This window comes from Burkholderia sola, from assembly GCF_905400185.1.
GTDB classification, from domain to species: domain Bacteria; phylum Pseudomonadota; class Gammaproteobacteria; order Burkholderiales; family Burkholderiaceae; genus Burkholderia; species Burkholderia sola.
The window spans coordinates 1,939,746-1,959,243 of record NZ_FR989676.1 but is presented as its reverse complement, the minus strand read 5'-3'; the positions used below and the strand labels follow the sequence as shown (position 1 = coordinate 1,959,243).

The following is a 19,498-nucleotide window of genomic DNA, read 5'->3' as shown; positions in this document are numbered from 1 at the left end:
TTGTTGTCTTTCTATGGCGCGCCGGTCCGCGGATACTGATTGTGTTGGCTCATCGGTCGGGGCGCATGCGCGCGCAATATAACACCTGCCGCGAACACACATCCAGCGCTGTCGCGGGGCCGCCACTGTCCAAGGGCGAGAGGAAGATAAAGCACGGCCGACTACCCCTCGCGATCGAGCCGGGCAACCATGCTTGACTTGCATCATCATCGCTTCGTCGCGGCCTTCGCGTCACGCTCGCGTCAAACGCGGCCGCGCTCGCTGCCCCCGTCGATATGCCGTCGGCGCAGGTCCGGACATGCGCTCGAACGCGTGACTGCATGCGCTTTCGGTCGATGTTCGATGCATCCGCGCGCATACGCGGCGGAGCAACGATCTCGCCACACGCTACGCGATGAGGAATTCGTCGCCGTGTTGCCCGATACCGGCGAACGAGGTGCCGCCAAGTTGGCGATCGCCTCCGAAAAGTCGCCACCGCGTCCCTACCGCGCCAGAACCCGCTCCACCAACTTCACGAAATAACTCGCGCCCACCGGCAACAACGCATCGTTGAAGTCGTAGCTGGCGTTATGCAGCAGGCAAGGCCCGCCGCCATGCCCATGCTCGCGATGATCGCCCGCCCCGTTCCCGAGGAATGCATAGCAACCCGGCTTCTCGCGCAGCATGAACGAGAAATCCTCCGCCGCCATGGTCGGATCGACGGCTGCGTTCACATGCGCGTCGCCCACCAGCTCGCGCATCACCGTCACCGCCACCGCCGTCTGCCCGGCGTCGTTCACGGTGGCCGGATACTGGCGCTGGAAATCCACCTCGCTCTCGCAATCGAAGGCCGCGGCCGTCGCGGCCGCCACGGCGCGCATGCGCGTCTCGATCAGGTCGAGCGTCGCCTCGGAGAAGGTCCGCACCGTGCCGCCGAGCCACGCATCGGTCGGCACCACGTTCATCGCCTCGCCCGCATGCACCTGCGTGACCGACAGCACCGCGCCGTCGATCGGATTGCGGTTGCGCGTGACGATGCCCTGCAGGGCGCTCAGCACCTGTCCCGCCGCGAACACCGGATCGCGGCCCAGGTGCGGCATGGCCGCGTGGCAGCCGGCGCCGCGCAAGTCGATCCGGAACAGACTGGTCGACGCCATCAGCGGCCCCGGCCGCACCGCGAAATCGCCGGCCGCGATGCCGGGCCAGTTGTGCAGCCCGAACACGGCATCCACCGGAAAACGCTCGAACAAGCCGTCCTCGATCATCGCGCGCGCGCCGCCGCCCGCCTCCTCGGCCGGCTGGAAGAACAACTGCACGGTGCCGTCGAACTCGCCATGCCGCGCCAGATGGCGCGCGGCCCCCAGCAGCATCGCGGTATGCCCGTCGTGGCCGCACGCATGCATCGCGCCGGGCACCGTCGAACGATGCGCGAAGGTGTTGGCCTCGTGCACGGGCAGCGCATCCATGTCGGCGCGCAGGCCGATCGCGCGCGCGCTGCCGCCGCGCTTCAAGGTGCCGACCACGCCGGTGCGGCCGACGCCGCGCGTGACGGCGTAACCCCATTGCTCGAGCCGCTCGGCGACGAGTTCGGCGGTGCGGAACACGTCGTAGCCCACCTCGGGATGGGCATGGATATCGCGGCGGATCGCCGTCAGTTCGTCGGCGTACGCGACGATGGAATCGATCAGTGTCATGCGGAAGGAAGCGCTCTTGTCGGTCGTTGCGTCGCGGCACGGCGGCGGGCCGCGCCGCGACGCATCGGATCAGATATGGAACAGCTGCGCCACCAGGGTCGCGCCGATGAAGGTGCCGGCATTGGCCACGAAGGACACCAGCACGATGCGCCAGCCGAGCCGGCGGAAGGCCGGGATGTCCTTGGCGATCGACAGCCCCGCGAACACCAGCATCGGCGTGGTCACGCCGAGGAAATCGTTGTGCGAGCTGAGCGCGGCGATCTGCGATGCCCACGGGGACCACGGCGAGGTCAGGAACATCGCCACCACCGATACCCAGCAGACCGCCGGAATCCGCCGCCCCGTCACACGCGCCAGCGCATCGCCGACGATCGTCGCGCACACCATGATCGCGATGCCCGGCAGTCCCGCCAGCGGGGTGGTGCCGTGGGCGATCCAGTCGCACACCAGCGCCATCGCGGCCGTCACGATCCAGGCCAGCAGCTTGCCGCCGTAGCCGAGCGCGGGCGCCTCGGTCCGCACGTCGCCCAGCGACGGGCTGGCCGCCTCGGGCTGCGCCGATGCCTTGGTGGTGCGTCCGATCAGCGGCTCCAGCACGCGATAGCCCCAGACCGCGAGCGGCAGCGAGATGAACAGCGTGAAGTAGGTACCGATGGTGGTGGTGATCAGGTTGCTGGCCGCGGCGAACGCGAGCACCGATTTCGCCGTCTCCGGGTCCTGCTGCGCGGCGATCGCGCCCGACGCGGCCGCCATCATGCTGCCCGAGCCGACGCCCGAGCCCATCGCCAGCGCGAGTGGATCGAAGATGCCGAGGCTGCTCACGAAACCCGCGAATACGGCGATGAACACCGCGCCGAACACTGTGCCGGTCAGGTACTCGGCCAGCACGCCGCGGCCTTCGGCCGAATCCATCCCGTACTTCTCGCCGATGATCGCGAGGCTCGGCTCGCGGCCCACCGAGAAGGTCGCGCCAATCGCCTCGCGCTTGATGCCGAGCAGCAACGCAAGCGGCAGGCCGAGCAGGATGGTGCCGACGAAGTGGCCGAATTCCTGGAAGGCCAGCGCCCAGCCCGCGGACGCCAGCTTGGGCAGCGCGCTGCCCACCATCAACCCGAGCTTGGAGACGAACAGCAACAGCGCCGGCTGCAGGATCGCGGCCGCGAAAAACTGGTCGGGCACGCTCAGGCGCGCGCTGCTGTTCCAGCGCGCGCTGGCCAGTCCGACCGCGGCGCCGAGCAGCAGCGCCCAGATCATCGGCAGCAGCACGACCTTGCCCGGTCCGAGCTTGAACGTGAACGAACCGATCCATTCGGCGACCAGCAGGATGCCGGCCGCGTAAAGCAGGACCTTGGCGGTGGCCGCGCCGCCCAGCTCGCGGCGCTCGATACCCAGTGCGTGTTCCATGACGAGTCTCCCCTTGAAGCCCGGCTGCCGTCGCATGCGGGCCGGTGATTACAAATAACCGAACGCGGTGGGCGGCGCTTCGGCCGTCTCGACCCACACGCTCTTGGTCTGCGTGTATTCGTACAGCGCCTCGACCCCGCTCGAGCGGCCGTAGCCGCTCATGCCGTAGCCGCCGAACGGGGAAGCCACGTTGATGGTCTTGTAGCCGTTGACCCAGAAGGTGCCGGCATTCACCTGCGCGGCCACGCGATGCGCACGCGCCACGTCGGTAGTCCAGGCCGCGCCGGCCAGGCCGAAGTCGGTGTCGTTGGCGATCGCGATCGCCTCCTCCTCGGTGTCGAACGGGATGGCCGCCACCACCGGCCCGAAGATCTCGGTGCGCGCCACGTCCATCGCGTTCGACACGCCGGCCAGCACGGTGGGCGCCACGAAGTAGCCGCCGCGGCCTTCCCCGACGCGCTCGGCCGAGCCGCTGGCAAGCGTGGCGCCCGCCGCCACGCCGCGCGCGATCATCGACATCACGTGGTCGTACTGCTTGCGATTGTTGATCGGGCCCACCTCGGTCGCCTCGTCGAGCGGTGCGCCGACACGGATCTTCTTCGCGCCGGCCGCCACCATCGCGACGAATTCGTCGTAGACGGCGCGCTGCACCAGCAGACGCGAGCCGGCCACGCAGCTCTGGCCCGCGCCGGCGAAGATCGCCGCCTGGGCGGTCAGCGCGGCGCGCTTGAGGTCGGCATCGGCGAACACGATATTGGCCGACTTGCCGCCCAGCTCCAGCACACAGGGCAGCACGCGGCGCGCGGCGGCCTCGGCGATGCGCGCGCCGGTGGCCGGCGAACCGACGAACACCACCTTGCTGACCACGCGATGCGCGATCGCGGCCTGCCCGGCGGTGTGGCCGAAGCCGGCCAGCACGTTGACCAGGCCGCGCGGCAGCCCCGCACGCTCGCCGAGTCTGGCGACCGCCAGCGACGTGAAGGGCGTCAGCTCCGAGGGCTTGAGCAGCACGCCGTTGCCCATCGCCACCGCGGGCGCCACCTGCCAGCCGCAAGTGAACACCGGCGCATTCCACGGCGTGATCTGCAGCACCACGCCGGCCGGCTCGCGGCGCGTGTAGTTGAGGTGCGAGGTCGGCACCGGGATCACGCTGCCGTAGAACTTGTCGGTCCAGCCCGCGTAGTACTCGAACATCTCGGCGACCTTCGCCACCTCGCCCCGGCAGTCGCGGATCGGCTTGCCCGAGCCTAGCGCCTCCAGCCTCGCGATCGCCTCGGCCTCGGCGCGGATCGCGCGCGCCACCTCCTGCATCACGCGACCGCGTGCGGCATGCGTGAGCGCCCACCATTCGCGCTGCGCGCGGCGCGCGCTTTCGGCGGCATGGTCGACCACGGCTGCGCCGGCGTCGCGATAGGCGAGCGTGGCCTCGCCCGTCGCCGCATCGTCAAGCTGGATCGTGTCGCCCTGGCCGGCGACGAGTTCGCCGTCGATATACGAGCCGATCGTGGCGGCACCGGGGAAAAAATGGGCGAAGGCGGCAAGCAACTGATCTGCGTGCTGGGTCATGTCGGGTTTCCGTATAGGTGGGTCGAGCGGAATCGTGGCGCGGGCTGCCCGGCCTCAGGCAGGATCGACGAAGTCGACGATGCGGTTGAAGTCCTCGCCGTCGGCGACGGAACCCTCGCTCGCGGCCCACACGCGCGCGGCCTCGCGCGCCACCGGCGCGACGCTGCCGAACTGGTCGAGCAGCCCCAGCGCGAGCCGCACGTCCTTGCGCATCAGCTTCATCGTGAAACCGGAATCGAACTTGCCGTTGAAGATCCAGGTCGGGTAGTTGGTCAGCGTCGCGCTGTTGCGGCCGGAGCCGCCGTTGAGCGCGTCGACTAGCTTTTCCGGATCGACGCCGGCCGCGCGCGCGGTGCGCACCGCCTCGCTGGCGACCAGCAAGTGCACGCCCGTCAGCAGATTGTTGAGCAGCTTGGTGACGTGGCCGGCGCCCACCGGGCCCACATGCACGCGCTTGGCGCTGATCGCCGCGAGGATCGGCTCGATGGCCGCGATATCGCTGTCCGAGCCGCCCAGCACCATCGTCATGGTGGCGGTGGCCGCGCCCTTCGGGCCGCCGCTCACCGGGCCGTCGACGAAGCCGATGCCGCGCTCGGCCAGGGCTGCCGCCACGCGCCGCGTGCTGTCCGGATCGGCCGTGGTGGTGTCGATCACGATGCTGCCCGGCTTTGCGTTCTCGAGCACGCCACCCGCGCCCAGCACCACCGCCTCGACCACCGCCGAGGTCGGCAGCGACAGCAGCAGCACGTCGGCGTCGCGCGCGATCCCGGCCACCGAATCGCGCGCCGACAGCACTTCCTGCCCGGCCAGCGCGAGCGCCACGCCGGGCGCCGCGTCGTAGCCGAGCACCGTGTAGCCGCCGCGCCGCAGCGAACCCGCCATGCCGCGCCCCATGTTGCCCAGACCGATCACGCCCACCGTTTTCATCCGACGACTCCCGATAGCTGTTGGTTCGAGGCCGGCGCATCAGCTTGCACCCGCCTTGCATGGCAACGATGTTCGGTCCGGCGACCCGTATAATCAATCAACGCCAATATTGATATTGTTCTCTTTTTTAGAACACCCGAATCATGAGCGATACCCTGACCGACAGCCGGATCGTCTATTTCTACGAGGCCGTGCGCTGCGGCACGATTCGCGCCGCGGCGGACTGGCTCGACGTGGCGCCGTCGGCCGTGAGCCGCCAGATCGGGCTGCTGGAGAAGGAGCTCGACGCCACCCTGGTGGAGCGCCACGCGCGCGGCGTGACGCCCACCGAGGCGGGACACTGCGTGATCGAGTATTTCCGCGAGCAGCTCGCGCACCGCGACGACCTGATCTCGCGCCTGCAGGAGCTGCGCGGGCTGAAGACGGGCCAGGTCAGCCTGGTGCTCGGCGAGGGCTTCGTGTCGGACCTGCTGGCCGGGCCCATGCAGCAGTTCTGCCGGCAGTTCCCCGGGATCCGCGTCAACCTCGACGTGGGCAGCACCAACGACGTGATCCGCAAGATCTCGAACGACGAGGGCGAGATCGGCCTGGTCTACAACCCGCCCGCCGAGCCCAAGCTGGTGTCGCGCGCGTCGAAGCGACAGCCGATGATGGCGATCGTCGGCCCCGACTTCCCGCGCCGCAGCCACAAGGTGCTGACGGTGCAGCAGCTCGCCACCTACCCGCTGGCGGCCACCCACCCGTCCTACGGCACGCGGCAGATGATGGAGGCCGTGGAATACGCGGAGCGCGTGCGGCTCACGCCGGTCGTCACCACCAATTCCTTCGCGATCCTGAAGGAGTTCGTGAAATCGGGGCTCGGCATCGCGGTGATGCCGGCGTTCGCGGTGACGGCCGAACTGCAGGCCAGGGAGTTGTTCGCGATCGACATCGCGCATCCGATCCTCGAGAACGCCGAGGCGCACATGGTCACGCGCGTGGGACGCAAGCTGTCGGTGGCCGCGAACAAGATGCTGCAGATGATGACGGGGCAGATGCGGGCGTTTCGTTAGCGGGGGGCTGGCCCGACTCCTCCTCGCGACGCCTGACCACCCCTGTCGGAAACGCGGGTTTTCGCCGCTGGCGATCCGGACCGGACTTTTTTCAAGAATTCGACGCGTCTGCCGTTATCTCGGTATTCCCTCAACCTTTCCTCGTCGTGGCGGGGACTCGCCTTGGCGTCGGCAATGACAGTCGATCTAGCTACCCTCTACCTGCTGGCGATCGGAACGTTGCTTGCCAGTTCCGCCATGACGTACTGGGAACATATTTCACATCCCAAGCGCGGCAACGAACTGCGAATGCTGGCGATTGGATATGCGGCACTCGGTGGCGGCTGCGCACTCGCGACATTTCGGCGCGAACTGCTGGGCGCCGCTGGCGCCGCCGTGAGCAACCTCGTGATTCTGGGTGGCTATCTGCTGGTTCTGCACGCCGTGGCAATGTTCAATGGCCGACGGTATGTCAAAAGCTCAACGGGTTTGCTTCTCTTGATGGGGCTGACATGGACAGCCTCTACAGCGTCCTCTCAGACGGTCATCTGGCTCTATGTCAGCGCAATCCCGATCGCGCTCGTCTCCGCCATGACGGCCTTCGAGCTCACGCGACGCGATGGCATTCCAGCGGTTCAATCCCGACGCGTCGCGGTGGCGGTGACGGGAATCCACGCCCTGTTCTATGCCACCAGAGCATTCGCCCTGCCATGGCTGATCTCGGTCTTTGGAGCCGGCGCACAATCGATTGCCAGCAAAATCACCATGTACGAAGGGGTCCTTTATTCCGTTATTTTGCCGATGACGTTGCTCCGCCTGACACGGGAAGAAATTCATGGCGAGCTCTTGCAGGAGTCCCGTACCGATTACTTGACTCGCCTGGGGAATCGCCGGCTGTTTTTCGAAGAGGGAGACCGGGTTATCCACGAGCACGGGATACGTCGGCTACCTGTCGCTCTCCTTGCATTTGATCTCGATCAATTCAAGAGAATTAACGATCGCTTCGGGCACCAAACCGGCGACGAGGTATTGAAGTCATTCGCGGATACGGTTCGATCCGTTGTCGACGCAGAGACGAGCGTGGTTCTCGCGCGCATCGGCGGCGAAGAATTCGCTGCGCTGCTGCCAGGTTACGACACCCACCGCGCAAGAACGGTGGCAGAGACCATCGCAAACCGGTTCGCGGCGATATCGCATGGCACTGACGGCAATCGCATTCGCGCTACCGTAAGCATTGGCCTGGCCGAGTCGGATCATGAGACGGCTTCGCTTACCCACTTGCTCTCGGTTGCCGACCAGGCACTGTATCGAGCAAAATCGCTCGGCGGAAATCGTCTCGTCCACGCAACGGGCGAACACACCGGACATGCAGCAGTGTTTTGAAAGAATGGAGCCCTTGCGGCCCGACTCCGGATATCGTTGCAGGCCAGGATGGCTATATCCGGCAATTCAGCTGAAATAAAAACAGTCAATCCATTGAGTTATCAAAACTCAAAACGCCCTCAAACATCCGGATCCGGAATCCGCGCCGACTGAATCACCACCAGCGTGTCGCCCGCCTCGATCCTGCACGGCGGATCCTCGTAAAACGAATAAATCTTCCCGCAGCGATCGAGCCCGATCACGATCGCGCCCGGCACGATGTTCGTCAGGCAGCCGATTTCATGCGGCAACGCCTCGCGCTCCAGCAGCGTCGCGCGCCCGCGCGTCGACAGCATGTCGTTGACGAACGGCACGATGTAGCGGCTATGGACCGCATCCGCCAGCAGCAGCGCGCCGATCTTCGTCGACGATACGATCACATCCGCGCCGGCCTGCCGCAGTTGCCGCTGGTACAGGTTCTCCTGGATCCGCACGACGATCTTCGTATCGGGCGCGATGCTGCGCACCGACAGCGTCAGCAGGATCGCGGTCGGATCGTCGGTCACCGAAATGATCACGGCCTTCGCCGCGCGCACCTGCGCCTGCTGCAGCAGATCCTCGTGCGCCGGATCGCCGAGCAATCCGGTCACGCCGAGCGACGTCGCCGCCTCGAGAGCTTGCTGCTGCGAATCGATCACGATCACCGTCGCCGGATCGACGCCGCTTTCCAGCAGCTCGCGCACCGCGATCGACCCCGACAGGCCATAACCGCACACGACGATGTGATCGGACAGTTGCTTCTGCAGGCGTTTCATGCGGAATTCCTCGATGACGCGCTGGATCACGAACTGATACGCCGTGCCCAGGAAAATGAACCAGATGCCGATGCGGATCGGCACGATGAAGAACGCATCGAGCAGGCGCGCCCGCGCCGTGACGGGCACGATATCGCCGTAGCCGACCGTCGCGACCGTGACCATCGTGAAGTACACGAGATCGGCGACCGTCATCGGCGTGCTCTTGGTCGAATCGCGCAGGCCGTCGCGATCGAGATACAGCACGAGGAACGCAAGCATGCACAACAGCACGACCGCGCCGAGACGGAACAGCAGCGTGCGCCGCGGCGACGTCGCGGGGCGTGTGAACAACGTGCGCGCACGCGGCGCCTGCCACGGATTGCGGGCGCGACGCAGGCGCATGCGCAACGAGCGGCGCTGATCGGATGGCGTGGCCAACGGGGAATCTCCTGAAGGATGCGGGCTCGATTCTACGACGGGAACGCATGCGCCCGGCCGTCACAGCATGCTGCGCGGCCGCACCATCGTCCCGTCGACGAAACGCCTTGCGCGAAACGCCGACAGGTCGAGCGACGGCGCGCCCGTGTCGATCCATTCGGCGAGCAGCCGGCCGACGATCGGCCCCATCGCGAAACCGTGCCCGCAGAACCCGGTCGCGATCGCGAGCCCCGATGGCGTGCCGGGTGCATCGATCACCGGGATGCCGTCGGGCAACACGTCGATCAGGCCGGCCCACGCCTCGACGATCTGCGCATCCTTCAGCGCGGGAAAGATCGCCTTGAGCTTCGCGAGCGCGTGCGGCGCATGCGTGCGATTCGGCTGCGGCTGAGGATCGCGCGGCTCGATCGGCCCGGTCGAGCCGTTGATGCGGGCGAGCACGTCGCGCCACGCGGACGCACCCAGTTGCAGCCGGAATTTGTCGCGCTGCGACCAGAATTGCGGCCAGAAGAGGCTCAATCCGCGCAAATGGCCGAGCGTCAGATCGACGTCGACCTGCATGTCGTCGGCGAGATTGATCGCGCCGCTCTTGCGCTGCCGGATGCCGAGGCCATGGCCCCACACCGTCGCCGCCGTCACCGGCGGGACCACGTTGGTGCGCATGCAGGTGCCGCGCACGGCCTGCTGCGGCAGCCGGATGCCGACGCCGTCGAGTAGCCGGAAACTGGTCGCGCCGGCCGCGCAGATTACGCGTCGCGTGCGGATCGTGCCGCGTTCGGTCGCGACGCCGACGACCGCACCGCCGGCCGTCTCGATCGCGGTCACGCCGCAGCCTTCGAAGAAACGCGCGCCGGCCTCGGTCGCGCGCGCCGCGAAGGCGGCGGCCACGCGACGCGGCTCGGCCTGCCCGTCGGTCGCTGTATACAAGCCGCCGAGGGTACGCGCGTGCGTCGACAGCCCATTCACGCGTTCGTCGATCTGCGCGCGCGTCAGCGTGCGCGTGTCGAGCCCGTGCTCGCGCGCCACGGCGAGCCACGCCTGGAACGACGCCCAGTCGTCTTCGTTGTCCGCCATGTAGAGGCAGCCGCCCTGCCGCCATTCGAGATCGAAGCCGAGCGCCTGCTCCAGGCCTTCCCAGATCCGCATGCCGGCCATCATCAGCGGCACTTCGGCGGATTCGCGTCCCTGCTGTCGCACGAAGCCCCACGCGCGCGTCGATTGCTGGCCGGCGATGCGCGACTTGTCGAGCACGACGGCTTTCAGGCCGCGCAGGCCGAGGTAGTAAGCAGCCGCGCAGCCCATGATGCCGGCGCCGGCGATCACGACGTCGGCTTCGGGCGGAAACGCCGTATCGGCGTGGCTCAATGCGTCGTGCAGCGGATAGGTGGTGGTCATTGTTTTCTGTCGAGTGTCAATGCATGGCCGGCAAAGCTTATCGCGGCAACGTCGTCGCATGAAGCGATAAATGGCGGGAAACCGTCATTCGGCCATCCCGTCGAGGCCCACCATCGCATTGACGCCGACGGCGGTCGCGCGGGTCTGCCGAAGCCACGGCGCCGGAGCCGCGCATTGCATTGACGGTTGCCGTCGCTTGCGCATCGATACCGGTAGCGATGAAAACGTCGACCGACACCGGCGCGCCCACACCCAACGCCGTTGCGGAAATTCCATTCGACGATGCGAAGCCGCGGAGCGCAACGCGAACGGCTGCTTCGAATGGGCTCGACGCTCGATGCAATCGTCCTCTCAAACATTCGGCGTTTTTTATTCAATCAGGACTGCCAATGCAACGGCAAACCATGCCCGCTCCATGTCGGGCATCTAGCCATGTCATGCGCGGTCGGCGCCGGTCAACAAGCAATTGCGGCAATCGCTTCCGGCTACCCGAGCAGCGGCCGATCCGGCGCGATCGACCGGCCCTGTTTTTTCGGCTTGACGACCCCGGACCGCCGCGAGATAAACTGTATATCCATACAGTATCATCGCAGTAAAAATGATCCTCCCCCCATTCGATCCCCCGAAGCTGAACGACCTCACCGAATGGTGGACGAAGTGCACCTACGCGGACGTACAGCGCCTGATCCTCGAAGTGCAGCACCTTCGCCTGACGCTGTGGGAGTTGAAAGCCCACGTCGCGGACGCATCGCGCCGCATCCGCGTGCTCGATCCGGACATGCTCGCGCATGGGTCCGCGCTCCGGCGGCTCGGCTACCTGCTCGACAAGGAGATCGAGCGTGCCAACCCGATCGGGCGCACGCGCGACGTGTATGCGCCGTTTTCGGACGAATGGCGTGCGCGCGCGTCGCTGCGCTGCGCGTTGCGCGGGCAGCCCGAGCCGGCCGAGGCAGGCACGCTGCCGAACACGATTCCGGAATTTCAGCGCATCACCTGGGCCGAGCTTCGCGATCGCTGGCGCCACCTGAGCGACAAGCAATCGAATCGGCAGAACGTCGAACAACGGATGGTGCTCGAGATCGCGCGTCAGCGCTCCGTGATCCTTGCGCGGGCGCGCAAGCTGGTCGACGCGGCGATCGCCGAAGCCGCGGCGGATGGAAAACGGCTGTTCGCGCTGGATCAGCTCCAGCGGCTGCTGTCCGTCGAGCGGGAGGACGGCGAGCCGTTCATGTATATGCCGGCGTAGCGCGAACGCGCAATCCATCCGTATCGGCGCCACGGCGACATGGCAGCGCTGGATCAACCACACGGCCATTGAGGCGGGCGTCTCGATCTCCACGGGCGCCGCCGCCATGCAAGCTCCGTCAGTGCGAATAGCGCGCTTGGGTGCCTGCCGTGCGGTCGAACGGCTGCAGCCTCGCAAGCTGCTCGATCGACATCGCGACGACCTCGAGAACATGCCGCGCGATTTCGTCGGCGGCCATGCCGGCATTGACGTACCGCTCGATGCTCATCGTGCGGGGCGGATAGCTGCCGGTTTCGTCATCGACGATGTCGATCCTGGCGGTACGCCGCTCGGGCGACAGCACGATCTGGACAGTTTTGCCGTGAACGACGGTCTGCATGCACAAAGTGGACATTCGCAGTCTCCAATTGCGTTGCCTTCGGACGATCGATACCTCACAACAGGAGTCGTCAATCTACAAATTTCCGAACGCATTCGCAATCTTCAGGCAGGAATGACGGCCGTTCGGGGCGCCGCACCGGTCAACCCGATGCCGTCTTTGCACGGGCACGGGCATGCGCACGCGCCGCGCTACGCATAGCGACTCAGCCACTCTTCGGAGAATTGTCTCGCGTACGCGACCGCTTCGGCTTCGGTCTCGAACTCACCCAGCTTACGGAACGCAGCCTCACGGCTGAAACCCACCTTCGTGACCTCGACCTGCGCGGCGTATTTGCCGGCCTCCGTCACGTGCGGCTCGCAGTTCATTTCGTATCCGCGCATCAAGAATTTCTTCTGCATCGGTTCAACACTTTTTTGAGACGGCAAAAATCGTAGCACGCAGTTGCGCTGACGCCCAAAAGTGTATCCACGTTGGTTTCACTAGAGGAAACAGTCAATCGCTCGTCCTGCAAAGGCGTCAGCGGCCGTCGCGCGATATCCTTCAAAAATGGGGCGAATACCTCGGTCAGGGCAAGGACGCGCCCCGCGCTGGTGCATGGCGCGGCGATTACCTGCCGCCTCGTGCGGAATCGCCTCCCGTCCGTAGCAATCCCGACGCGGAGCTGCCGAACGCACCTTTTCGCGCACGCGCCGCGGCAGGCCGAACGTAACTTCATGACACACCTTTCACACAAACGCACCTTTCACCACACTGAATGGCGACCATTTTGCGGTAAAGTTATCTTTTCCGTGCGTGGCCGGTCGGCTCGCCATTGGACGTCATGAAGACTGTCCGCCGAGACTGCCGCAAGGCGTCGTTCTGAACGTCACGATCCGTTCCCGTAGCATGACCACTGAAGCAATCACCACGGATTCCCTCGCGGTTGCCGAGCGCGTGCGCGAGCTGATGACCCGCAACGGCATCGGCAAGCGCCAGCAGACCACCGAGCTGTGCCGCATCCTCGATCTGAGTTTCTCGCAAGGCCACCGCAAACTGCGCGGCAGCAGCCCCTGGACGCTCGCGCAGATCAAGAAAGTCGCCGAAGCGTACGGCGAGCCCGCCGCCCAGCTGTTCGGCGCGCAAACGCTCGACCCCGGCATGGTCGGCGCCTATTCGCAGGAAGCCGTCCTGTATGCGGGCGTCGCAGAAATTCCGTGCACCGCCTGGATCGGCGCACCGCTCGAAGCCGGCGCGCGCCCCGAGTTCGTCGCGTACGAACAGAATGGCCGGTGGCGCGTGCTGCGCCATACCGGCGTGCTGTACCAGAACGCGTACGACGTGCACAAGATCGAGATCTACCCCCGCCGCGCGGAGAGCGACAAGCTCGTCGTCGCGGTGATCGATCCCGATCGCGTCAGCGCGACCGAGCTGTGCCGCTATCTCGAACGGCAAAGTTTCGCGACGGCCGCGTTCGACGGCCTCGCGGCGTTCGTCGACGCGCTGCAGGGCCAGGCCTTCGACGCGGTCCTGACCGAATGGCTGTTCGACGACGGCACGGCCGCCACCGCGATCAAGGCCGTGCGCACGTCCGACAACCCGGGCGCGCCGATTTTCGTGCTGACGGGCGACCTGCTCACCGGCCGCGCGAGCGAAGCCGACATCAGCGAAGTGATCCGCGCGTTCGACGTGGTGTGCTACGAAAAACCCGCGCGCATGGCGATCCTCAGCGCCGATCTCGCGAAGCGGCTCGCGCGCGGCTGACGTCCGCCGGGCCGGCCGCCCGTCGAAGGGCCAACGCACGCGCGGCGCCGCGGGCATGAACGGGTTCCTCAGTACAATAGCCGCACCCGTTCACGCCCACGCCGGCATCCGGCGCACGACTCCATGGCCCGCCTCATCCCCGACGACTGGAAAAGCCTCGCCGCGACCGGCGCGGCCGAACGCGAGCGCGAAACGCTCGCCGCGCTCGAACACGCGCTGCCCGACGGCTACACCGTGTATCACGGCGTCCACTGGACGCGCGCCGACCAGGCGTTCTCGGTGTTCGGCGAAGCCGCGTTCGTCGTCGTGAGCCCGGCCGGCCGCGTGCTGCTGATCGAACAGAAGGCCGGCTTCCTGCGCGAAACCCCGAAAGGGCTCGTGAAGGTCTACCTGCAGAAGGAGCGCAATGTCCCGATCCAGCTCGCGCGCACGCAGGAAACGCTGCATCGGCGCCTGACGGCCGCGCTCGGCGCGGGCGTCTACGGCGTCGAGGCGCTGCTGTACTGCCCCGACTACGCGATCCGCGACGCGTCGATCGCGGGCGTCGCGCCCGACCGCATCGTCGATGCGTCGCGCAAGGCGCAGCTGGCGCAGGTGATCCTGCAGATCCTGCCCGAGAACGACGAACCCTTTCCGAACGCGCCGAAGCTCCACCATTTCCTCGCGGACGAGCTCGCGCTCACGCCCGACACGAGCGCGCTCGTCGGGCAGGCCGGCACGCTCGTCACCCGGTTGTCGGGCGGGCTCGCCGCATGGGCACGCCAGCTCGACTTCACGCCGTTCCGGCTGCGCATCACGGGCACCGCCGGGTCGGGCAAGACACAGCTCGCGGTGCAGGTGATGCGCGACGCCGTCGCGGGCGGCCAGCGCGTGCTCTACGTCTGCTTCAACCGGCCGCTCGCCGACTACATCGCGCGCATCGCGCCGCCCGGCGCGAAGATCGCGAACTACCACCAGCTGTGCGACTGGGTCGCGCGCGACAGCGGCTATACGCCCGACTTCCAGGTACCCGGCGAATTCGAACGGCTCGAGGCGCGCTTCGCGCAAGCGCCGATTCCCGAACGCTGGCGCTTCGACGTGCTGATCGTCGACGAAGGGCAGGATTTCCATGCGCCGTGGGCGGCCGCGCTGGAGCGCCTGCTCGCGCCGAACGCCGCATGGTGGTGGCTGGAAGATCCGCTGCAGAACCTGTACATGCGCGAACCCGTCGCGCTGCCCGGCTGGGTCACGCTGAAGGCGCTCACGAATTACCGCAGCCCGCGCGACCTGCTCGACTTCGTGCGCGACGTCGTCGGCCGCGTCGAGCCGCTCGCGGCCGAACTGCGCTCGGGCAGCCCGTTCGACGGCTCCGATCCGTCGGTGTCGGCATACGGAGAAGACGGCGCGTCGGGCGACGCATTGGCGCAAGCCTGCATCGACGCGACCAAGCGCGCGATCACGCAGGCGCTGTCACTCGGCTTCCGCAAGCAGGACATCGCGGTGCTGTCGTACCGCGGCCGCGAAGGCTCGGTGCTCGCGCCGCTCGACCAGCTCGGCCCACACCGGATCAAGCGCTTCACCGGCAAGTACGACCTGTTCGGCAACCCTGAGTATCGCGAAGGCGACGTGCTGCTCGATTCGATCTACCGCTTCAAGGGCCAGTCGGCGCCGTGCGTGATCCTCACCGAAGTCGACTTCGACACGCTCGACGCGCGTGCCGCGCGCAAGCTGTTCGTCGGCGCGACGCGCGCGACGATGAAGCTGCTGATCGTCGCGTCGTCGCGCGCGGCCGCGCAACTCGCGGACGCCGCGGGTTGACGCGGCGGGCGGGCGAACGCCTGTCCGCTTCGGGGACACTCTTCGATATCGGGGCCGTTGACACAATCGGGCACATTTCTCGATGCTCCGGACCCTTGTCCACGCTCGTTTCGACCTGTTAAGGCCATCCTGACGGTTTGTCCGTTTGCAGCCGGCGTTTACGATTCCGGGCCATTCGTTGCAAACGGAATAGCCCATGGCCGACGTGAAAAAACTGCCGTACTACAAACCGACAAAGGGATTGTTCGGATCGGAGTTGAGGGAATACAAGGGTTCCCAAGGGTGCGTTCCGCTTGATACGCAAAGGAGCGTATCGATCGACCGGCTTGCACCGGGCGAAAAGCCGCCGCCACCGCCTCCGAAAGCGATTTCCGGGCCTTCGAATGCCCCGAAGCCTCCTGCGCCACCTCGACCGCCGCCGCAAACCGATCAGGCAAGAACCAAAGAACCGCCGACGCAGGCGGAGTCGGAGTCGGAAGTTTGCGAAAACCCGCCGCCTTTCGATCTCCAGGACGTGCCGATTGCGATGGACAATCTCGGCTGGAAGGTTTCAGCCAGGCTTGCGCGAATCTGGTTTGCGGGCGCGGCGCATACCTACAATGACGATCCAACGTCGGTCCAGCCGATGAATAACGATGACGTTACCCTTGATTGGGTGTTGAAATTCGGAAATGTCAGGGAAAAATACGAGAAACTTCTTGAGAGCGATATTTACAGCGAGCGCTCCATACGCACAGCAACAGACATCACGAAGTCCTTTGTCAAAGAGCTATTTTTTGACAGAAATTCGACATTCAATTTCAACACCTCGTCGTTTATAGGAAATTTTCAAAAATTTCACAACAATTGGCAATTTCAACTATCTAAAATAGGTAATTTTGACACCCTGAAAAACCTTTCCCCGACGGATCTCACAGGGGCATTGGCCAATTTTAATATTTATGCGGCCATTGGAAACGTCGAAATTTCCAGTGAAAAATACTTCAAATATGAAAAATCAAGCACCTTTTATTGCCCAAGCACCACGGGGAAAATTACGCACATCTATGTTTACGTGAAAGACAACTACTCATTCAACGGAAAACAATATTTAGGCCACTGGAACAAACATGGAGTGATCATTGCGACAGGGTCGCTTCTCACCGGATCAGGATCGCCAAGGCGAGAATTCGACATTGATATTTGGTCAAAAAATATCAAGCCAGTCGACACCCGAAGAAGCATGTTCGGAAAATTCAAAAGGCCCGACGTTTACTTTCCGATCTACAACGCAGATTACAGTCGCTGGAGAGAGAGGCATCACAGAGGCCGAGACTTCATGATATATTCAAAGCCAGTCTATTTTAAGCTGAATAATCCGATCGACCTTAATCTTGGTGAAATATGCCGAATAGAGCCATCAGATACATTGGCCTGACCATTGCCATTTACATATGCGCAGGTTTGATCATTCATTTCAGTCGCCCCGCCTACGGACGATGCGATTTCTATGATCGCGCGGATACATTGGATGGCGGCAAAAAAAACATGAATGGCGTTTGGTATCGATTCAAGCTGTGTGGCACTGGCGGGAATGATCAGGACGCGACCAACGACAACATCGAACTAAGCGTGTTTAGTGAAAATGGCGAGCTTCTTGCGAGACGATATTTCTCCGTCAACTGGTATCACGGAGATAGCTCTCACCCGCCCCTGCGCTACGAGGGCAACCTGGTTCGCTATATCGACTTGACCGATGAATCGAATATAAAAAAACATCTGATGATCCCTCCCTCCAAGTGGGATTGGCTTCGCGCCAGATTGCCTTTGTTTTAAGGGTTACAACCTAAGTTTTTGATTTATAAGAAACAAAGCCCCGCTAGCGGGGCTTTGTTTCTAGACAGACTGCGCGCTCGGATCACCGACGAGAGCATCGACCAACCCGCGAAACAGGTCGCATCAGCCCACAGGTCCGCGGCAATTCACCTCGTCACGCTCAAGCCACCCGAAACGCCCCCACCGCGCGACGCAGCCCATCCGCCTGCTCCTCGAGCGATGCGGCCGCCGCGGCCGCCTGCTCGACGAGCGCCGCGTTCTGCTGCGACACCTGATCCATCTGCGACACCGCGCGGTTCACCTGCTCGATCCCGTCGCGCTGCTCGCTCGATGCGGCCGCGATCTCCGTCATGATGCCCGTCACGCGCCCGATCGCCTGCTGAATGTCCTGCATCGTCGCGCCGGCCGTACCGACGAGCCGCGAGCCGGTCGCGACACGCTCGACCGATTCGCCGATCAGCGTGCGGATTTCCTTCGCCGCGGACGCCGAACGTTGTGCCAGCGTGCGCACCTCGCCCGCGACCACCGCGAAGCCGCGCCCCTGCTCGCCCGCGCGCGCGGCCTCGACCGCCGCATTCAGCGCGAGGATGTTGGTCTGGAACGCGATGCCTTCGATCGTGCCAATGATGTCGGCGACCTTCTGCGAACTGCGGTCGATCTCGTTCATCGTGCCGATCACCTCGCCGACGACCGTCGCGCCGCGCGTCGCGATCTCGCTCGCGCTGTCCGCGCAGGCCTGCGCCTCGAGCGCATGGTCCGCGTTCTGCTTCACGGTGGCCGTCAGCTGCTCCATGCTCGCGGCCGTCTCCTGCAGCGCCGACGCCTGCTCCTCGGTGCGCTGCGACAGGTCGGTGTTGCCGGCCGCGATCTGGTGCGTCGCCGTCGAGATCGCTTCGGAACCCTGGCTCACCTGACGCACCGTATCCGCGAGGCTGCGCTGCATGCCGGTCACGCCGTTGACCAGTTCGGCCATCTCGTCGCGCGACGACCAGTGCACTTCCGACGTGAGATCGCCGTCCGACAGCCGGCGGAAATGCGACAGCAGGCGATTCACCGGTTGCGTGATCGCGAAATGCAGGCCGATCGCGCAACCGAGGCACGCAGCAAGCCCAAATGCGATGCCCGCGATCGCGCCCATGCGCATCCAGCCGTAATAGGTTTGCGCAGTGTCGTACACGTCCTTGCCGCGCGCGGCCTGGTACGCATCGAGCGCGTCGGTCGCCTGCGTGAGCGCGACCGACAGCGGCGGCGCGACCGTCATCAGCAACCGGTCGGCTTCGTCGCGCCGCCCTTCGCGAATCGCATCGATCATCGGCTTCAGCGCCTGTCCGATCAGCGCCTGGCGCGCGGCATCGAGGCGACTCGCGAGCGGGCCTTCGTCGTCGCCGTGCGGCATCGCCGCGTAGTTGCGCCACGCCGTGTCGGCCTTCGCCAAATAACCCTCGGCCTTCTTGACGAGCTCGGGCACCTCCGCCGCTTCCGGATGCAGCAGCGCGCGGTCGAGCGTGGTGCGCACGATCGTCAGGTTCAGGCTCGCCGCGGACAGCGCGGTCTTCGCGGCCAGTTGCCGCGTGTAAGCCTCGTCGAGGGCGCGGTTCGAGCTCTGCATGCCCGCGAGGCCGATCAGCCCCGACACGACGAGCAGCGCGGCGACGAGGCCGAGCGTGGAGAAAATCCGCGTACGGATCGAGAAACGGGAAAACAGGGCGTTCAGGTTCATGACGGCACGTGAGCGATGAAAAATGCCGCGGCAATCGGTCCGCGGCCCTCTGTATTACGGTTTGCCTGCAAAAAACTTGAGTCCGTCCCTGCATCGACGCTGACCGTGGTCAATTTTTCGGACGGGCAACCTCCTGTTACGACTGCAACATATCGAGGCTGGGCAGAAATTGACTAGTCAATCATCCATGACTATATTTCGATCC

At 65.2% G+C, this 19,498-nt stretch carries 16 protein-coding genes; 7 read left to right on the top strand and 9 right to left on the bottom strand.

The window, feature by feature from the left end; translation table 11 throughout:
- Positions 1-482: 482 nt before the first annotated feature.
- The 4 genes from KR541_RS25310 to KR541_RS25295 form a co-directional block, all read right to left on the bottom strand.
- The gene (locus tag KR541_RS25310; RefSeq protein ID WP_050011873.1) at positions 483-1,673 is read right to left on the bottom strand and encodes a M20 aminoacylase family protein; all 1,191 of its coding nucleotides are present in this window, start codon (positions 1,671-1,673) and stop codon (positions 483-485) included.
- Positions 1,674-1,742: 69 nt separating this feature from the next.
- Positions 1,743-3,077: a DUF3100 domain-containing protein gene (locus tag KR541_RS25305; RefSeq protein WP_050011874.1), complete on the bottom strand. Its 1,335-nt coding sequence runs from the start codon at positions 3,075-3,077 to the stop codon at positions 1,743-1,745.
- 48 nt (positions 3,078-3,125) lie between these two features.
- Positions 3,126-4,643 (bottom strand): aldehyde dehydrogenase family protein, encoded by a 1,518-nt coding sequence (locus KR541_RS25300; protein ID WP_050011875.1) that lies wholly within the window; start codon positions 4,641-4,643, stop codon positions 3,126-3,128.
- A gap of 54 nt (positions 4,644-4,697) precedes the next feature.
- On the bottom strand, positions 4,698-5,570 hold the full coding sequence (locus KR541_RS25295; RefSeq protein ID WP_213346372.1) for an NAD(P)-dependent oxidoreductase: 873 nt from the start codon (positions 5,568-5,570) through the stop codon (positions 4,698-4,700).
- A 143-nt stretch (positions 5,571-5,713) separates the two neighbouring features.
- On the opposite strand from KR541_RS25295, the gene KR541_RS25290 reads away from it, so the two are divergent.
- Positions 5,714-6,622 carry a LysR family transcriptional regulator gene (locus tag KR541_RS25290; RefSeq protein WP_050011877.1) on the top strand — a complete coding sequence of 303 codons (909 nt, stop codon included), beginning with the start codon at positions 5,714-5,716 and terminating at the stop codon, positions 6,620-6,622.
- Positions 6,623-6,796: 174 nt separating this feature from the next.
- Complete coding sequence (locus KR541_RS25285) at positions 6,797-7,984, top strand: GGDEF domain-containing protein (RefSeq protein ID WP_089489474.1); 1,188 nt, start codon at positions 6,797-6,799, stop codon at positions 7,982-7,984.
- A gap of 119 nt (positions 7,985-8,103) precedes the next feature.
- Here KR541_RS25285 and KR541_RS25280 read toward each other — a convergent pair whose 3' ends face one another.
- Positions 8,104-9,198 carry a potassium channel family protein gene (locus tag KR541_RS25280; RefSeq protein WP_089489475.1) on the bottom strand — a complete coding sequence of 365 codons (1,095 nt, stop codon included), beginning with the start codon at positions 9,196-9,198 and terminating at the stop codon, positions 8,104-8,106.
- A gap of 60 nt (positions 9,199-9,258) precedes the next feature.
- Positions 9,259-10,593: an NAD(P)/FAD-dependent oxidoreductase gene (locus KR541_RS25275; RefSeq protein ID WP_089489476.1), complete on the bottom strand. Its 1,335-nt coding sequence runs from the start codon at positions 10,591-10,593 to the stop codon at positions 9,259-9,261.
- A 598-nt stretch (positions 10,594-11,191) separates the two neighbouring features.
- Between KR541_RS25275 and KR541_RS25270 the strand changes: the two genes are divergently transcribed.
- Positions 11,192-11,839, top strand: a complete 648-nt coding sequence (locus KR541_RS25270; RefSeq protein WP_216089872.1) for a hypothetical protein — start codon at positions 11,192-11,194, stop codon at positions 11,837-11,839.
- A gap of 118 nt (positions 11,840-11,957) precedes the next feature.
- On the opposite strand, the gene KR541_RS25265 is transcribed toward KR541_RS25270, so the two are convergent.
- Both KR541_RS25265 and KR541_RS25260 read right to left on the bottom strand, forming a co-directional pair.
- Positions 11,958-12,233, bottom strand: coding sequence for a hypothetical protein (locus KR541_RS25265; RefSeq protein WP_050011882.1), 276 nt, complete (start codon positions 12,231-12,233; stop codon positions 11,958-11,960).
- Positions 12,234-12,409: 176 nt separating this feature from the next.
- The gene (locus tag KR541_RS25260) at positions 12,410-12,619 is read right to left on the bottom strand and encodes a hypothetical protein (RefSeq protein WP_216089871.1); all 210 of its coding nucleotides are present in this window, start codon (positions 12,617-12,619) and stop codon (positions 12,410-12,412) included.
- A gap of 487 nt (positions 12,620-13,106) precedes the next feature.
- Between KR541_RS25260 and KR541_RS25255 the strand changes: the two genes are divergently transcribed.
- The 4 genes from KR541_RS25255 (at position 13,107) to KR541_RS25240 (ending at position 17,573) form a co-directional block, all read left to right on the top strand.
- Positions 13,107-13,961: a helix-turn-helix domain-containing protein gene (locus tag KR541_RS25255; RefSeq protein WP_050011883.1), complete on the top strand. Its 855-nt coding sequence runs from the start codon at positions 13,107-13,109 to the stop codon at positions 13,959-13,961.
- A gap of 123 nt (positions 13,962-14,084) precedes the next feature.
- A complete protein-coding gene (locus KR541_RS25250; protein ID WP_050011884.1) occupies positions 14,085-15,758 on the top strand; it encodes an ATP-binding domain-containing protein in 1,674 nt (557 codons plus the stop codon).
- Positions 15,759-15,954: 196 nt separating this feature from the next.
- Positions 15,955-17,175 carry a DUF6402 family protein gene (locus KR541_RS25245; RefSeq protein ID WP_216089870.1) on the top strand — a complete coding sequence of 407 codons (1,221 nt, stop codon included), beginning with the start codon at positions 15,955-15,957 and terminating at the stop codon, positions 17,173-17,175.
- 26 nt (positions 17,176-17,201) lie between these two features.
- A complete protein-coding gene (locus KR541_RS25240) occupies positions 17,202-17,573 on the top strand; it encodes a hypothetical protein (protein WP_235356150.1) in 372 nt (123 codons plus the stop codon).
- A gap of 160 nt (positions 17,574-17,733) precedes the next feature.
- Here the strand turns inward: KR541_RS25240 and KR541_RS25235 are convergent, their stop codons facing one another.
- Positions 17,734-19,293 carry a methyl-accepting chemotaxis protein gene (locus tag KR541_RS25235; RefSeq protein ID WP_050011885.1) on the bottom strand — a complete coding sequence of 520 codons (1,560 nt, stop codon included), beginning with the start codon at positions 19,291-19,293 and terminating at the stop codon, positions 17,734-17,736.
- Positions 19,294-19,498: the final 205 nt, after the last annotated feature.

Bases quoted from the DNA above. Each gene is read 5' to 3' on its own strand.
- KR541_RS25305 (WP_050011874.1), bottom strand. From the start codon at position 3,077: ATGGAACACGCACTGGGTATCGAGCGCCGCGAGCTGGGCGGCGCGGCC.
- KR541_RS25260 (WP_216089871.1), bottom strand. From the start codon at position 12,619: ATGCAGAAGAAATTCTTGATGCGCGGATACGAAATGAACTGCGAGCCG.
- KR541_RS25310 (WP_050011873.1), bottom strand. From the start codon at position 1,673: ATGACACTGATCGATTCCATCGTCGCGTACGCCGACGAACTGACGGCG.
- KR541_RS25255 (WP_050011883.1), top strand. From the start codon at position 13,107: ATGACCACTGAAGCAATCACCACGGATTCCCTCGCGGTTGCCGAGCGC.
- KR541_RS25290 (WP_050011877.1), top strand. From the start codon at position 5,714: ATGAGCGATACCCTGACCGACAGCCGGATCGTCTATTTCTACGAGGCC.
- KR541_RS25270 (WP_216089872.1), top strand. From the start codon at position 11,192: ATGATCCTCCCCCCATTCGATCCCCCGAAGCTGAACGACCTCACCGAA.
- KR541_RS25300 (WP_050011875.1), bottom strand. From the start codon at position 4,643: ATGACCCAGCACGCAGATCAGTTGCTTGCCGCCTTCGCCCATTTTTTC.
- KR541_RS25245 (WP_216089870.1), top strand. From the start codon at position 15,955: ATGGCCGACGTGAAAAAACTGCCGTACTACAAACCGACAAAGGGATTG.
- KR541_RS25265 (WP_050011882.1), bottom strand. From the start codon at position 12,233: ATGTCCACTTTGTGCATGCAGACCGTCGTTCACGGCAAAACTGTCCAG.
- KR541_RS25285 (WP_089489474.1), top strand. From the start codon at position 6,797: ATGACAGTCGATCTAGCTACCCTCTACCTGCTGGCGATCGGAACGTTG.
- KR541_RS25235 (WP_050011885.1), bottom strand. From the start codon at position 19,293: ATGAACCTGAACGCCCTGTTTTCCCGTTTCTCGATCCGTACGCGGATT.
- KR541_RS25295 (WP_213346372.1), bottom strand. From the start codon at position 5,570: ATGAAAACGGTGGGCGTGATCGGTCTGGGCAACATGGGGCGCGGCATG.
- KR541_RS25275 (WP_089489476.1), bottom strand. From the start codon at position 10,593: ATGACCACCACCTATCCGCTGCACGACGCATTGAGCCACGCCGATACG.
- KR541_RS25250 (WP_050011884.1), top strand. From the start codon at position 14,085: ATGGCCCGCCTCATCCCCGACGACTGGAAAAGCCTCGCCGCGACCGGC.